The 14,014-nt window shown below is 65.9% G+C and carries 14 protein-coding genes; 7 read left to right on the top strand and 7 right to left on the bottom strand.

The features are described 5' to 3' along the window. The first annotated feature begins 49 nt into the window (after nt 1-49). The 6 genes from hisN to FCT00_RS14435 all read left to right on the top strand — a co-directional run bounded on the left by hisN (nt 50) and on the right by FCT00_RS14435 (nt 4,974). Nucleotides 50-850, top strand: coding sequence for a histidinol-phosphatase (gene hisN / locus FCT00_RS14460; RefSeq protein ID WP_138423572.1), 801 nt, complete (start codon nt 50-52; stop codon nt 848-850). After that, nucleotides 850-2,184 (top strand): 8-oxoguanine deaminase, encoded by a 1,335-nt coding sequence (locus FCT00_RS14455; RefSeq protein WP_138423571.1) that lies wholly within the window; start codon nt 850-852, stop codon nt 2,182-2,184. The genes hisN and FCT00_RS14455 overlap by 1 nt, the downstream gene beginning before the upstream one ends. A gap of 78 nt (nt 2,185-2,262) precedes the next feature. Continuing rightward, nucleotides 2,263-2,880, top strand: coding sequence for a VOC family protein (locus FCT00_RS14450; protein WP_138423570.1), 618 nt, complete (start codon nt 2,263-2,265; stop codon nt 2,878-2,880). Nucleotides 2,881-2,923: 43 nt separating this feature from the next. Then, nucleotides 2,924-3,604, top strand: a complete 681-nt coding sequence (locus FCT00_RS14445; RefSeq protein WP_138423569.1) for a molecular chaperone DjiA — start codon at nt 2,924-2,926, stop codon at nt 3,602-3,604. After that, nucleotides 3,604-4,635, top strand: coding sequence for an endonuclease/exonuclease/phosphatase family protein (locus FCT00_RS14440; protein WP_138423568.1), 1,032 nt, complete (start codon nt 3,604-3,606; stop codon nt 4,633-4,635). Before FCT00_RS14445 ends, FCT00_RS14440 begins: the two co-directional genes overlap by 1 nt. 39 nt (nt 4,636-4,674) lie before the next feature. After that, a complete protein-coding gene (locus tag FCT00_RS14435) occupies nt 4,675-4,974 on the top strand; it encodes an AAA+ family ATPase (RefSeq protein ID WP_138423567.1) in 300 nt (99 codons plus the stop codon). A 6-nt stretch (nt 4,975-4,980) separates the two neighbouring features. On the opposite strand, the gene FCT00_RS14430 is transcribed toward FCT00_RS14435, so the two are convergent. From FCT00_RS14430 to FCT00_RS14410, 5 genes are all read right to left on the bottom strand, one after another. Beyond that, the gene (locus tag FCT00_RS14430; protein ID WP_008330501.1) at nt 4,981-6,516 is read right to left on the bottom strand and encodes a Ppx/GppA family phosphatase; all 1,536 of its coding nucleotides are present in this window, start codon (nt 6,514-6,516) and stop codon (nt 4,981-4,983) included. A gap of 106 nt (nt 6,517-6,622) precedes the next feature. After that, nucleotides 6,623-7,453, bottom strand: a complete 831-nt coding sequence (locus tag FCT00_RS14425; RefSeq protein WP_138423566.1) for a hypothetical protein — start codon at nt 7,451-7,453, stop codon at nt 6,623-6,625. A 97-nt stretch (nt 7,454-7,550) separates the two neighbouring features. Next, nucleotides 7,551-9,737 carry an RNA degradosome polyphosphate kinase gene (locus FCT00_RS14420; protein WP_138423565.1) on the bottom strand — a complete coding sequence of 729 codons (2,187 nt, stop codon included), beginning with the start codon at nt 9,735-9,737 and terminating at the stop codon, nt 7,551-7,553. A gap of 39 nt (nt 9,738-9,776) precedes the next feature. Next, nucleotides 9,777-10,460 (bottom strand): P-loop NTPase family protein, encoded by a 684-nt coding sequence (locus tag FCT00_RS14415; protein WP_008330498.1) that lies wholly within the window; start codon nt 10,458-10,460, stop codon nt 9,777-9,779. Between the two features lies 1 nt (nt 10,461). Further along, complete coding sequence (locus FCT00_RS14410; protein WP_008330497.1) at nt 10,462-11,550, bottom strand: AI-2E family transporter; 1,089 nt, start codon at nt 11,548-11,550, stop codon at nt 10,462-10,464. Between the two features lie 104 nt (nt 11,551-11,654). Between FCT00_RS14410 and FCT00_RS14405 the strand changes: the two genes are divergently transcribed. Continuing rightward, nucleotides 11,655-12,518: an asparaginase domain-containing protein gene (locus FCT00_RS14405; protein ID WP_138423564.1), complete on the top strand. Its 864-nt coding sequence runs from the start codon at nt 11,655-11,657 to the stop codon at nt 12,516-12,518. A 337-nt stretch (nt 12,519-12,855) separates the two neighbouring features. Here FCT00_RS14405 and FCT00_RS14400 read toward each other — a convergent pair whose 3' ends face one another. Together FCT00_RS14400 and FCT00_RS14395 are read right to left on the bottom strand one after the other, a co-directional pair. Next, complete coding sequence (locus FCT00_RS14400; RefSeq protein ID WP_138423563.1) at nt 12,856-13,239, bottom strand: ester cyclase; 384 nt, start codon at nt 13,237-13,239, stop codon at nt 12,856-12,858. Nucleotides 13,240-13,437: 198 nt separating this feature from the next. Continuing rightward, the gene (locus FCT00_RS14395) at nt 13,438-13,938 is read right to left on the bottom strand and encodes a fasciclin domain-containing protein (protein ID WP_008330494.1); all 501 of its coding nucleotides are present in this window, start codon (nt 13,936-13,938) and stop codon (nt 13,438-13,440) included. Nucleotides 13,939-14,014: the final 76 nt, after the last annotated feature.

The following is a 14,014-nucleotide window of genomic DNA, read 5'->3' as shown; positions in this document are numbered from 1 at the left end:
TTGGGGTGACGTTCTACCGCCGAAGGGTGAACCTTTCGGTGCGGGTGACGTGACTTTTTCCGAAGAACAATCCGATCTGATCGCCACGGCTCACGCGATGGCGGATGCCGCGCGGGCCGCCATCCTGCCGTGGTTTCGCAGCACCGCGCTGGTCTCCGACAACAAGCTGGACGACGGGTTCGACCCGGTGACGGAAGCCGACCGGGCCGCCGAGACCGCGATGCGGGCGGTGCTGGCGGATCGGCGTCCCGACGACGGCATTCATGGCGAAGAATTCGGGCGTCAGCCCGGCACCAGCGGTCTGACATGGGTTCTCGACCCCATCGACGGCACGCGCGCCTTCATTTCCGGCTCTCCGACATGGGGCGTTCTGATCGCCGTCGGCGGCGCGGGGGGGCCGGACCTCGGCATCATCGACCAGCCTTACATCGGCGAACGGTTCGTTGGCGGTTTCGGTCTGGGCGAGATGACCGGGCCGCTGGGCACCCGCCCGCTTGCCACCCGTGCCACCGAGGGTCTGGAAGAGGCGACGATCTTCACCACGTTTCCCGAGGTCGGCAACAAGGCCGAGCGCACCGGGTTCCACCGGCTCGCCGGCCATTGCAAGCTCACCCGCTACGGGGCCGACTGCTATGCCTATGCGCTGCTGGCCGCCGGACACATCGACCTCGTGGTCGAAGCGGGGCTGAACGCCTACGACATTCAGGCACCCATCGCCGTGGTCCGTGCCGCAGGCGGGATCGTCACCGACTGGAAGGGCGGGCCGGCTCACGAAGGCGGCCGCGCCCTTGCCGCCGCGAACCCCGCGATCCATGCCGCCGCCCTTGCGATCCTGTCGGACGCCGATTGATGGCGGACTTGACGATCCGCAACATCACCACCGTCCTGACCATGGACGATGGCCGGTCCGAATTGACCGATTGCGACATTCGCATCACCGACGGGATGATCGCAGCGGTCGGTCCCGACCTCGATCCGATGGGCGAGGTGGTGGAGGCGAAAGGCTGCCTCGTCACCCCCGGTCTCGTGAACACGCACCACCACCTCTACCAGACCCTCACCCGTGCCGTGCCGGGCGGGCAGGACGCGCTGCTCTTCGGCTGGCTCAAGACGCTTTACCCGATCTGGGCGCGGTTCGGGCCCGAGGAGATGCGGATTTCGGCCCTCACGGGACTTGCCGAACTCGCGCTGTCGGGCTGCACGCTGACCTCGGATCACCTCTACCTCTTCCCGAACGGCGCGCGTCTTGACGACACGATCGACGCGGCGCGTGAGATCGGGATGCGGTTCCACCCCACGCGCGGCTCCATGTCCATCGGGGAAAGCGCGGGCGGGTTGCCGCCCGACAGCGTGGTCGAGCGCGAAGAGGATATCCTGAACGACTGCATCCGCGTGATCGACGCGCATCACGACGCCTCCGAAGGGTCGATGATCCGCGTCGGCGTCGCGCCCTGTTCGCCCTTTTCGGTGAGCCGGGAACTGATGCGCGACGCGGCCCTCCTTGCCCGCGACAAGGGCGTGATGCTGCACACCCACCTCGCCGAAAACGACGAGGACATCGCTTATTCCGAAGAGATGTTCGGCTGCCGTCCGGGCCAGTATGCCGAGGATCTGGGCTGGACCGGGGACGACGTCTGGCACGCCCATTGCGTCAAACTGGACGGGGCCGAGATCGACCTGTTCGCCCGCAGCCGGACCGGCGTCGCCCATTGCCCCTGTTCCAACTGCCGCCTCGGCTCGGGCATCGCACCAGTGCGTGCGATGCGCGACGCAGGCGTTCGCGTCGGACTGGGCGTCGACGGATCGGCCTCCAACGATGCCGGAAACCTCGTGGCCGAGGCGCGGCAGGCGATGCTCCTGCAACGGGTCGCGCGAGGGGCCGACAAGATGTCGGCGCGCGAAGCCCTTTGGATCGCGACACGGGGCGGGGCCGAGGTGCTGGGCCGCGACGATTGCGGGCAGATCGCGGTCCGCAAGCGCGCCGACATCGCGGTCTGGGACGTTTCGGGTGTGGAATCCGCCGGAAGCTGGGATCCGGCGGCGCTCCTCCTCGCCGGGCCGACACGGGTGAAACACCTGTTCGTCGAGGGGCGTCAGGTGGTGCGCGACGGGTATCTGACGACCATCGACCTGCCCCGCGTGATCGAGACGCAGAACCGGCTCGCCACCGCGTTGGCGCGGTAGCCGGTAAAGTTAGTTTCCGCAGATAACATTTTGGTTTCCCTTGCCATCGTGCCATAGTGCGCGCGCAAGGGGAACGGGATGAGCTACGCGACTTTGGATCACCTCGTGGTCACGACGACCACGTTGGCCAGCGGTGTGGACCATGTGGAGCGGACGCTGGGTCAGCCCATGGACGGCGGCGGCGACCATGCCTCGATGGGCACGCACAACCGCCTGCTCTCGCTCGGCCCCGCCGACTATCTCGAGGTGATCGCCGCGAACCCCGACGCGACTTCGCCCGGTCGGCCTAGGTTCTTCGATCTCGACAACCGCACCGGGCCTCCGCGTCTGACCAACTGGGTCATGCGGGTCGACAATCTGGCCGAAGGTCTGGCCATGGCGCCCAAGGGCACGGGCGAGGGGACCGCGCTTGCGCGTGGCCCCTATTCCTGGCGCATGGCGATCCCGGCGGATGGAAAACTCCCCTTCGACGGGATGTTTCCCAGCCTGATCCAGTGGGACAGCCCGCATCCCGCCCCGGCCATTCCCGACGGTGGTGCGCGCCTTGTCGCGCTGACCCTGTCCCATCCCGACGCCGGGGCCCTGCGCGCCGCCCTCGCGCCGTTTCTGGACGATGCCCGCGTCGAGGTGGTCGAAGGTCCGGTGGGCATGGCGGCCCGTATCCGCACAGGCGAAAACGAGGTCGTTCTGACCTGAGTTTCGCCTGTCTTGCCGGTGTTATCTCTGATTAACTGCCCCCATGTCGCTTTGGACCCGCATCACCGACGCGCTCTCGGCCCTCACCTCCGGCGAAAGCCTGTCGGAGGTGTTTTCGCGCCTGCGCACCCCGCCGGAACGTTCGGCCGGCTTCGCCATTGCCGTCATCGCGCTCGGGGCCAAGATGGCCAAGGCGGACGGCCTCGTGACCCGGAACGAAGTATCGGCCTTTCGTGAGGTGTTCACGATCCCGCCGGAGGAAGAGACGAACGCGGCGCGCGTGTTCAACCTCGCCCGGCAGGACGTGGCGGGGTTCGAACAATACGCCGAACGGATCGCGGGCATGTTCGGGCGTGCCGATCCGGCGCTGTGCGACCTGATGGAGGGGCTGTTCCACATCGCCATGGCCGACGGTCAGTATCACCCGAACGAAGACGCGTTCCTCGAACAGGTGGCGGGGATATTCGGCATCGACGAGCGCCGATTCAAATCCCTGCGCGCCCGCTTCGTGCCCGACGCCGCCCCCGATCCGTATGAGGTTCTGGGCGTCACCCCGGACACGCCCTTGTCCGAAATCCGCAAGGCATGGCGCGCCGAGGTCCGGGCTTCGCACCCCGACCAGCTGATCGCGCGCGGCGTGCCCGAAGAGGCGCTGAAGCTGGCGGAAAAGCAATTGATCGCGGTCAACCGCGCCTGGGAAGAAATCAACGCGGGCCGGGCCTGATGGTCCGCATCGCGACCTATAACGTCGAATGGTTCGACGGGCTGTTCGACGATGCGGGCGGGATGTTGGAGGATGGCGGCTGGTCTGGGCGCCACGACGTGACGCGGGCCGATCAACTGACTGCGCTCGGCATCGTCTTCACCGCGATGGATGCGGATGCGGTGATGATTATCGAGGCCCCGGACGACAACCGCACCCGTTCGACCGTGCGCGCGCTGGAAACCTTCGCCCATGCCTATGGCCTGCGGGCGCGCAAGGCGCTATTGGGCTTCCGCAACGCCACGCAGCAGGAAATCGCGCTGCTCTACAATCCCGACGTGTTCGAGGCCCGCCATGATCCGCAGGGCGACGAGACCGGCAAGAAGGGCACGCGCGATGCCCCCCGGTTCGACGGCGTGTTTCGCTTCGACCTCGACATCGACGCGACCCCCGACCTGATCCGCTGGTCCAAGCCGCCGCTCGAAGTCGCGCTCACGAACCGCGAGAACGGGCGTGTCCTGCGGTTGATCGGCGTCCATGCCAAATCCAAGGCCCCGCATGGTGCCTCCGCCCCGGACGAGGTCATGCGCCTCGCCATCGAGAACCGGCGCAAGCAGATGGCCCAGTGCATCTGGCTGCGCCAGCGGGTGAACGACCACCTCGACGCGGGCGACAGCCTGATCGTGATGGGCGATTTCAACGACGGTCCGGGGCTGGACGAATACGAAAAGCTCTTCGGCCGTTCGGGGATCGAGATCGTGTTGGGCGAAGCCGGGCAGACCGAGCTTTACGACCCCCACGCCCGCCTTGCCGTGTCGCGCCGTGTGGGCGCGATGCCTGTCACAGCAAGGTTCTGGATTCACTCGGAAAAACGCTACCTTCAGGCGTTGCTCGACTATATTATGGTGTCGCCCGACTTGCTGGCCTCGAAGCCCGACTGGCGCATCTGGCACCCGTTCGACGATCCGGTGTGCTACCGCACGATCGAATTGCGCGAAGCCCTTCTGACCGCCTCCGACCACTTCCCGGTTTCGATCGACATCGACCTGTGACCCTTGGCAGGCGGGCGTGCCGCGCCCATATCCTTGGGCATGAAACGGATCACACCCCTCGTCCTCGCCGCGCTTATCGCGGCCGCCCCGGTCGCCGCTCAGGACGACACGGAAAACCGCGAGCTTCGTGAAGGGGCCGAGATGATGTCGGAGGCCTTCAAGCTTCTGCTCGACGGCCTGTCGAAAGAGATGGAGCCGCTGGCCGAAGAGTGGCGCGAGTTCATGGAAGAGCTTGGGGATCTGCGCAACTACGAAGCGCCCGAAAAGCTGCCAAACGGCGATATCATCATCCGCCGAAAGACGCCCGAGCCGGAAGAACCCGAAGGCACGCCGCTCTGATCCGCCTCAATCCTTGATCGTGACGAACGGGTTCGCGCCAAGCGACAGCGCAAGGCTCTGGAACCGCGCTTCCGCGACCTCTCCGAACAACCCGGCCGCCTCGGACTTGATCGTCAAGTGCAACTCCTTGCGTTTCGGGCGCAGGTTGAGCGAGGCCACCTTGTGCGGCTCGTTCACCGCGAACATCGCGCCGAACCGCATGGCCTTGCCGATGGTTTCGGCGCGTTGAATGTCGCGCTCGGTGAGGATCGAAAACGTCTCTTCGAACCGGCAATCCTCGCGGCTGTTCTTGTAACGGTGCAAGAGTGCGAGGCCGAGGAACACGCGCTCCTGATGGGTCAGCCCGCCAAGGTTGGCGCGGGTCACGTTGTCGAAGCACACCTCGTGCCGATAATCCGGGTGCGCCCGCCATGTCACGTCGTGAAGCAGGCAGGCCGCCTTGACCAGCCGCCGCCGCGCGTCCGGCTCATGCGCGACCAACGGTCGGATGAAGGCATAAAGCGATTTGCCGAATCCCGGCATCCGCGCGTCTTTTTTCTCGGAGAACCGGCAGGCTTCGATCAGCGGGTCGCGCTGGCGCAGCCGGTCGGGCATCTGTTCGTAAAGCAGGCCCTCGCGAATGCCATAGGACGACACCGCGATTTCCTTGGGGCGGAAGGTCGTCACCAGCCGTTTGAGCACCTCCGACGCCGTCGGCACCAGCGCCATGCGGGTGGATGACGTGCCGGTGTGGCTGCGCACCTCGTCCAGATCGACCTTGCCGATCCATTTGAGCGTGGTGGCCAGCGTCTTGGGCGCCATGCGGTATTCGTGCAGAACCGTCAGCGGATAGTCGCGCCGATACATATCGAGCCGCGCAATCGCCCGCCACGAGCCGCCGACGAGGTAGAGCCGCTTGTGGCCCGTCCCGATTTCTTCGGCGAGTTCGGCCAGCACGTCGTTGATGTGCTGGCGCATGGCCTTCTTGCCGCCCTTCATGCCCTCGAGCTTGAGCGGACCAAGGCCCGACGAAACCCGCCGCCCGACCTCGCCGTTTTCGATCACGGCAAGCTCCATCGACGACCCGCCGATGTCGCACATCAGCCCGTTCGCATCCGGCCAGCCGAGCAGAACGCCCTGCGCCGACAACCGCGCCTCTTCGCGCCCGTCGATGACGTGGATGTGCAGCCCGGTTTCGCGCAGCAGTTCCTCGCGAAAGTCCGGCCCGTCCTCGGCGTCGCGCACGGCGGCGGTGGCCACGGCGGTCAACGGCGGCAGGTTCATGCCCTTGGCCAGCAACTGAAACCTGAGGATCGCCTTCAGCGCGCGCACCCGGCCTTCGGGGTTCAGACGCCCGGTCTGGTTGATGCCGGCCCCCAGCCCGCACATGATCTTTTCGTTGTAGAAATAGGCAGGCGAACGCGCGGCCCCGTCGAACACCACCAGCCGGACCGAGTTCGACCCGATGTCCACAACGCCCACACGGCTCAGACTGCGGGCGGCTGCATCCTCGAACAGCGGGCGTCCGAAGGGGCCCCAGTTCCGTTCTTCGCTGCCGTCCATCTCACGCTCCCGTGTGGCTCTGTCCGGTTATGGCCTCAGGGGTCCGCTCGCCGCAACCCCTCTCTGACCTGAACGACCCGGGTCCATCGGGGTTCCGGTCGTCCGGTCACATTGGAGCGGGATAGTGGAATTTGTCGATGAGGAAACGCTCGCGCTCGGCCACGGCGGCCACAAGCTCCGGGGTGTAATAGGTGGCAAGCTTGCTTTCGCTCGAAAGGGTCGAATTGCTCCGGGTCGCGCCGACCTGCGTCAGCGCGGCTTCGGCGTCCCCGATCGCACCGATCCGCGCCAGAGTGTCGACCAGATCGGGCATCAGATTGGCGGTCTGAACGAAATGATCGACGTAGCACTGTTCTTCTTCCCAAGCCTTGAGCGCGTCCAGCGTGGCGAGCTTGCGCGAATGCAGGGTGGCGGAATCGAAACACAGAAGTTTGCAGTAGCGATAGGTCAGCAGGCCGGAATGGCGAACCATCCCGCTTTGGCTGAACACGCCCGAGATGAAGGTCGCCCGCTTCGGGTCCAGAATGATCGGAAGCCAGTTTCGGAACCTCTCGACCTCCATCGCGCCATACAGCCTCTCGTGCGCAGTCTTCCAATCGTAGGACAGACTTTGCGCAAGGTAGGTCGGGATCGACAGGGCGGCGGCGCCCCGGTTGATCGACCCGCCCCGCCCGCCGAGCGGGTTGAATTTGGTCAACCGCGTGTAGGGCCCCGACAAGGTGGCGTGCGTCACGCCATAGGCCCAGAGCGAAAGATAGAACGACCACGGATCGCGGATCGTCGCGAACACCTTGCGCGACTGCACATCGGCCTTGGTCGGCTTGCCGTGGTGTTTGTATTTCTGCGGCTTGAACCCGAGCGTCCCAAGCGCCTTTTCCACGGCCACGGTGCCTGTCTTGTTCAGATCGACGTAAAGGAAATCCTCGTGAAGAAACATCTGGCGCTCCAAATCGTGCCGCACGGGGCCGGCGCCCACCATAGAAAAGGGTCTTGGGGGTCGCAACGGGCCATTTGACGAGCGGCCCAGCGTGATCTCAGTCGTGGCTGTGCGCCAGTTCCGGCACGTCCGACGCCCCGGCCGATCCGCGACCCGACAGCGACGGGTATTCCATGAAGAAGCGGTGACAGTTGAACGGGGTCTCGTTTCCGGCAAGGTCGGGCCGCGCGAAGCTGCCGTCCGGCTGCATCACCCAGCTTTGCGCCACATCGTGCATGTTCGCCGCCATGATCTGACTGACGATCTGCGCCTTCACCGTGGGGTTCGTCGTCTCGACCAGCGTTTCCACGCGGCGGTTCAGGTTGCGGCCCATCCAGTCGGCGGAGGACATGAATACCCGGGCCTTTTTCGAGGGCAGGCCGTGGCCGTTGCCGTAGCAGACGATCCGGCTGTGTTCGAGGAACCGGCCCACGATGGATTTCACCCGGATATTCTCGGACAGCCCCTTGATGCCGGGGCGCAGACCGCAGATGCCCCGGATGACGAGGCTGATCTTCACGCCCTTCCGGCTCGCCGCATAAAGCGCGTCGATCACGTCCTCTTCGACGAGCGAGTTCATCTTGGCCCAGATTTCCGCCGGACGCCCGGCTTCGGCATGGTCCGCCTCGGCCTCGATCAACTCGATCAGCTTGGCCTTGAGCGTCAAGGGCGAGATAGCGAGTTTTTCCAGCTTTTCGGGCTGGGCATAGCCCGACAGGTAATTGAACACCCGCGTCGCATCGCGCCCCAGCGCCTCGTCGCAGGTGAAAAGGCTCAGGTCGGTATAGATGCGCGCGGTGATCGGGTGATAGTTCCCGGTGCCATAATGCGTGTAGGTGACCAGATCGCTGCCCTCGCGCCGCACCACGGCCGAGATCTTGGCATGGGTCTTGTAGTTCATGAAGCCGTAGACGACATGTGCGCCCGCGCGCTCCAACCTGCGCGACTGGCGGATGTTCGCGGCCTCGTCGAACCGGGCCTTGAGTTCGACAAGTGCGGTGACCGATTTGCCGTTTTCCGCCGCCTCGCACAGCGCCGACACGATCGGGCTGTCGCGGCTGGTGCGGTAAAGCGTCTGCTTGATCGCCACCACATTCGGGTCCAGCGCGGCTTGGTTCAGAAACCGCACAACGGTGTCGAACGTTTCGTAGGGGTGATGCAGCAGCATGTCCTTCTGCCGGATCGCGGCGAACATATCGCCGTCGTGATCCTGCACCCGTTCGGGGATGCGCGGCGTGAACGACGGCCACAACAGGTCGGGCCGGTCGTCGACCACCAGTTCGGACAGGTCCGAAATGCCGATCAGCCCGTCGACCTCGACGACCTCGTCATCGGTGACATGCAGTTCCCGCTTGATGAGCGTCAGAAGCTCCGATGGCGCATCGGCCGAGATCTTCATCCGAACGACCTCGCCCCGGCGGCGGCGTTTCAGCGCCGTCTCGAATTCGCGAACGAGGTCTTCGGCCTCTTCCTCGACCTCCAGATCGCTGTCGCGCAGCACGCGGAAGGCACAGTGCCCCTTGGCCGCGTAGCCGGGAAACAGGCTCGTCAGATGCAAAAGCAGCAGGTCTTCGAGCGGCAGGAACCGGAGCGCGCCGTCGCGGTTGGGCAGGCGGATGAAGCGGTCGATCTGGTGCGGGATCGGCAAGAGCGCCTGAAGCTTGCGCTTGTCGCCCTTGCGTTCGAGTTGCAGCGCCAGCGCGAAGCCGAGGTTCGGGATGAACGGGAACGGGTGCGCCGGGTCGATGGCCAGCGGCGACAGCACCGGAAACACCTGCCGCAGGAACACGTCGTCGAGAAAGGCGAAATCGTCCTCGTCCAGCGCGTCGCGGGTGCAGATGTGCATCCCGGTCGACGCCATTTCCGACGCGATCGTTTCGAACACCTCCTGCTGGCGCGCCATCAGGTTGCGCGCATCCGCGTTGATGAGCACGAGTTGTTCGGCAGGTGGCAGCCCGTCGGCGCCCGGCGTCGTGTGCCCGGTGTTGGCCAGTTCACGCAGACCCGCGACGCGCACGGTGTAGAACTCGTCGAGGTTCGAGGCGGAAATCGACAGGAACCGAAGGCGTTCGAGCAGCGGAACCCGCAGGTTCTCGGCCTCTTCCAGCACGCGCCAGTTGAAGCCGAGCCAGCTCAGTTCCCGGTTGAAAAAGCGTTTCGGGCCGTCGATGTCGACCGGGTCCATCGTCACGGGTTCGGGGAAGTCCGACTCTAGGAAGTCGGCCAAGATCGGTTGGTCTGTCATATGCGCGGTATCGGGCACTTTCGTAACCTTTCTGTGACGTTATGCGCCCGCGCCCGCATCCTTGTCCAGCAGACGGGCGGCCAGTGCCCGCGTCACGTCGCGTTTTTCCGCCAGCGCCACATCGTCGAGCCGGGCGACGAAATCGCGGGCAGCGGCAAGGGATCGGGGCAGGCGCGGGGCCAGATAGGCGACCAGATTGGGCGAGACGGCGATCTGGCGGTCATCGAACAGCTTGACCAGAACCGCCGAAATGAGCGCCTCGTCGGGGGTTTCGAGCGCCACCATGCTTGTCCCCTCCATCCGGCTGGCAAGGTCGGGCAGGTCCAGCCCCCAGCGCGTCGGCGCCGCGCGCGAGGTCAACAGCAGCGATCCCCCCTCGGCCAGCACGAGATTGTGGAGGTGGAACAGCGCCGCTTCGGCCTCCGGCTGGCCCGCGACGCGGTCGGCGTCCTCGACCGCGACCGAGCGCCCGGCGAGGGCGGCTGTGTCCAGCGTGGCGAGCGTTCCGGCGGGCACGATCTCGGCCCCGGTCAGGGTCGCCCAGACCTCGACCAGATGGCTTTTGCCCGACCCGTCCGGCCCGGTCAGCACCATCTTCGCAGAGGGCCAGTCCTTCCACCGCTCGACGGCGGCCAGCGCCACGGCGTTGGAGTCGGCGATGAAGAAATCCCCGCGGTCCCGCGAAGTCCGCACGGGCAGGTCGAACGTCAACTGATGGGCCATGTCAGGCGTCGTCCTGATCTTCCGGCAGCAGCGCCCCCTCGGACAGGCCCTTGTAGAGCCGCCCCTCCTTGTAGCGCTGGATCAGATAGCGGGTGACCACGCCAAGGGCCGCGGCCACGGGCACGGCGACCAGCATACCCACGAAACCGAAGACCGTGCCGAAGGCGGAGAGCGCGAAGATCAGCCAGACCGGGTGCAGCCCGACCGAGGTGCCGACGAGGTTCGGGGTCAGGATGTTGCCCTCGAAGAATTGGCCGACCATGAAGATGCCCGCGACGATGGCGATGTGCCACCACTCGCCCCAGAACTGAAACAGGGCGAGCCCGATGGCCAGTGCCCCGCCCACCAGCGCGCCGATGTAGGGGATGAAGGTCAGCGCCCCCGCGACCGCCCCCACGATCAGGCCGAACTGAAGCCCGGCGAGCATCAGGGCGACCGCGTAGAAGGTGCCAAGGATCAGGCAGACGGTGCCTTGCCCCCGGATGAACCCCGCCAGCGTCCGGTCGATCTGGCTCGCGAGATCGCGGATCACCGGCGCATGGTCGCGCGGCAGCAGGTCGTCGATGGCCGCGACCATCCGGTCCCAGTCCCACAGCAAGTAGAAGGTCACGACCGGCACGATCACGAACAGAAGCGCGATGTTCACGATCCCCATCGCCGACGACAGCACGGCATCCACAAGCTCGGCGCCCCGGTCCTGAATGGTCTTGCCGATCTGGTCGAGCGATTGGCGCAGCACGCTGTCCTGATCCACCACGTCGGGGAACCGCTCGATCAGGAAGTCGCGCAGGTTCTGCGCGATCTGCGGGGCGAGGTTGATGAGCTGCCCGGCCTGATTGACCAGCGACGGCACGATCAGCAGGATCAGGATCACGAAGACGATCAGGGCGAGGATCGAGATCGTGATCGTCGCCCAGATCCGCTTGAACCCCCAGGCCTCAAGCTTGTCCGCCACCGGGTCGAGGAAATACGCGATCGCCCCGCCGATCAGGAACGGCATGATAACGTCGCCCAGGAACCAGAGCAGCACGAAAAAGACCACCGCGGCGATGGCCCAGTACCGAAATTGCGTGCCGACCGGCAATGCCATGTGTGGTCCCTTGTTCGTTGGCCACAGTCTTGGCGGGTTTGGCCCTGAGGATCAAGCACCGAGGTCGGCTTGCCGCCCGCCCGCCGCCAAGGCTATGTGACGGTATGGAGATCGTGCTCATACACACAGGCGGGACCATCGGTATGGTGCCGTCGCCAGACGGGCTGGTGCCGGAACGCGGTCGCGTCGAACGCGCGGTCGAGGCGCTGATGCCCACCGGCGCGCGGCTCACCACCCACCTGTTCGACCCGCTTCTGGACAGTGCCGACGTCGGCCCCGACGACTGGAACCGGATGCTCGACCTGATCGACGCCCACCCCGACGCCTCGATCCTCGTCACCCACGGCACCGACACCATGTCCTTCACCGGGGCGGCGCTGGCGCAGGCGCTTGCCGGTCGCGACGTGCGCGTGATCCTGTGCGGGGCGATGGCGCCCCTCGGCGCGGGCGAGGGCGCGCGCGCCAACCTGACGCTCGCCGTGGCCACGCTCATCGCCCCCGGCTGGACCGGCGTGAAATGCGCCTTCGCGCAAAAGATCATGGAGGCGGGCGGGCTCATCAAACACGACACGCGCGGCGACGATGCCTTCCGGTCCGTGCCACAGGATCCGGTGGGGCCGCCCGAAACCAGCCGCTTCGACCCAGACCGCAGACTGGCGGTGCTCGCCCTGACGCCCGGCCTGCCGGCTTCCGCGCTCTCGGGCGCGCTGGCGGCGCTGGATGGCGCGGTCCTGCGCGTCTTTGGCGCGGGCACCGTGATGCATGACGCCGAGGTTCACGCGGCCCTCGCAGGTGCCGTCACCCAAGGCAAACGCATCCGCGCCGTCAGCCAGTGCGAGGGCGGCGGACTGGCCCCCGGCCACTACGCAGCCGGCGCCGCGCTCTGGGCCGCCGGTGTCGAAAACGGCGGACGCGAAACGCCCGAGGCGGCGCTCGTGAAACTCTGGTTGGCTGGCTGGCGAAGCTAAAAGGAGCGGACCTCTGGGAAGAGGCCCGCTCCAATGCCGGGGCGGGGACCCCGGCTGGGACAGTCATGGGACTGTTTATCAGACGCGCGAAACCCGGAATGGTTCCCGTTGCCCGTTCGGATTCCCGAAATACCGCTCACCGCCTGGACGAAATCCCGGTCCGGCCCAGAAAAAAAGGAGCGGATCTCGGGTGAGATCCGCTCCGGTGCCGGGGTTAGGGTGCCCCGGCTGGGACAGTCATGGGACATATCCACGACGCATAGACCCCGCCAATGGTTCCCGCCTTCCGGCCCATCTGTCCGCCGCCCCGCCGAAAACGGCCGAAATCCGCCGGTCGTCAAAGCTGCGCCGCGATGGCGTCGGTGTCGATCAGCGACCAGACGCGGCGGATTTTCCCCGCCTCGACCTCGTAAAACACGTTCTCCGTGAACCGCACGCGCCTGCCGTTCACGGGCAGATCGAACAAAAGACCCGCGGGTGTGACGTCGAAGACAAGCCGCGCCGCCACCGTGTGCGGATCGCAGACCAGAAGCGCGATCACGAACCGCAGATCGGGGATCGCCGCCACATCCCGCTCCAGCATGGCGCGATAGCCCTCAAGCCCGATCCGGGTGCCGTTGTAATCCACATCCCTGTCGACGAACGCGCCGAGCCGTGCCCAGTCGCGGGCGTTCAGGCAATCGATATAGCCACGATAAAGCGGTTCGGTGGTCTCGGTCATGGCCCGACTGTGGCGCGCGGTTGCGCGGAAGGAAACCGGACCCGCCAAAGAAAAAGGAGCGGATCTCGGGGGAGATCCGCTCCGATGCCGGGGTTAGGGTGCCCCGGCTGGGACAGTCATGGGACGTCTACACTACGCACGGGGGGCAAAGTTGGTTCCCTCGTGCAGGAAAAAAAAGTTTACGAGTCCCAGTTCTCGTCAGCAGGACGCGCCTTCGCCCGGCATGATGACCGTGTCGATGACGTGGATCACACCGTTGTCGGCGTCGATGTCCGCGCTCACAACCGTGGCGGTGTTGCCCATGCCGTCGGTCAGGGTCACGCCGCTGTCCGAAGCGGTCACGCACAGCGTCGCACCGGCCACGGTTTCGACCGCCGTGGTGCCCATCGCGATGTCGCCCGACATCACTTCGGCGGGCACGACATGGTAGAGCAGGATGTTGGTCAGATCGTCCTTCATATCCGGCTCCAGCAGGCTTTCGACGGTGCCGTCCGGCAGCGCGTCGAAGGCGGCGTTGGTCGGGGCGAACACGGTGAACGGCCCGTCGCTGGCGAGCGTTTCGACCAGACCGGCGGCATCGGCCGCGGCCACGAGGGTCGAAAAGTCGTCATTGCCCGATGCGATCGCGGCGATGGTGTCGGCATTGGCCGCACCAGCGGTGAGAACGGCAAGGGCAGCAGCAGTGGCGAGGGTCTTCATGACAGGTAACCTCCATGTTTGTCTGTCGTCTATGCGAGGCTTACGGCCCGTCAGAACGGCGGGATCATGGCAGTCA

The sequence above is a fragment of the Maritimibacter alexandrii genome (genome assembly GCF_005871115.1).
In the GTDB taxonomy this organism is placed as follows: domain Bacteria; phylum Pseudomonadota; class Alphaproteobacteria; order Rhodobacterales; family Rhodobacteraceae; genus Maritimibacter; species Maritimibacter alkaliphilus.
The sequence above is the reverse complement of the archived record's forward strand: the minus strand, read 5'-3'. Positions and strand labels throughout refer to the sequence as shown.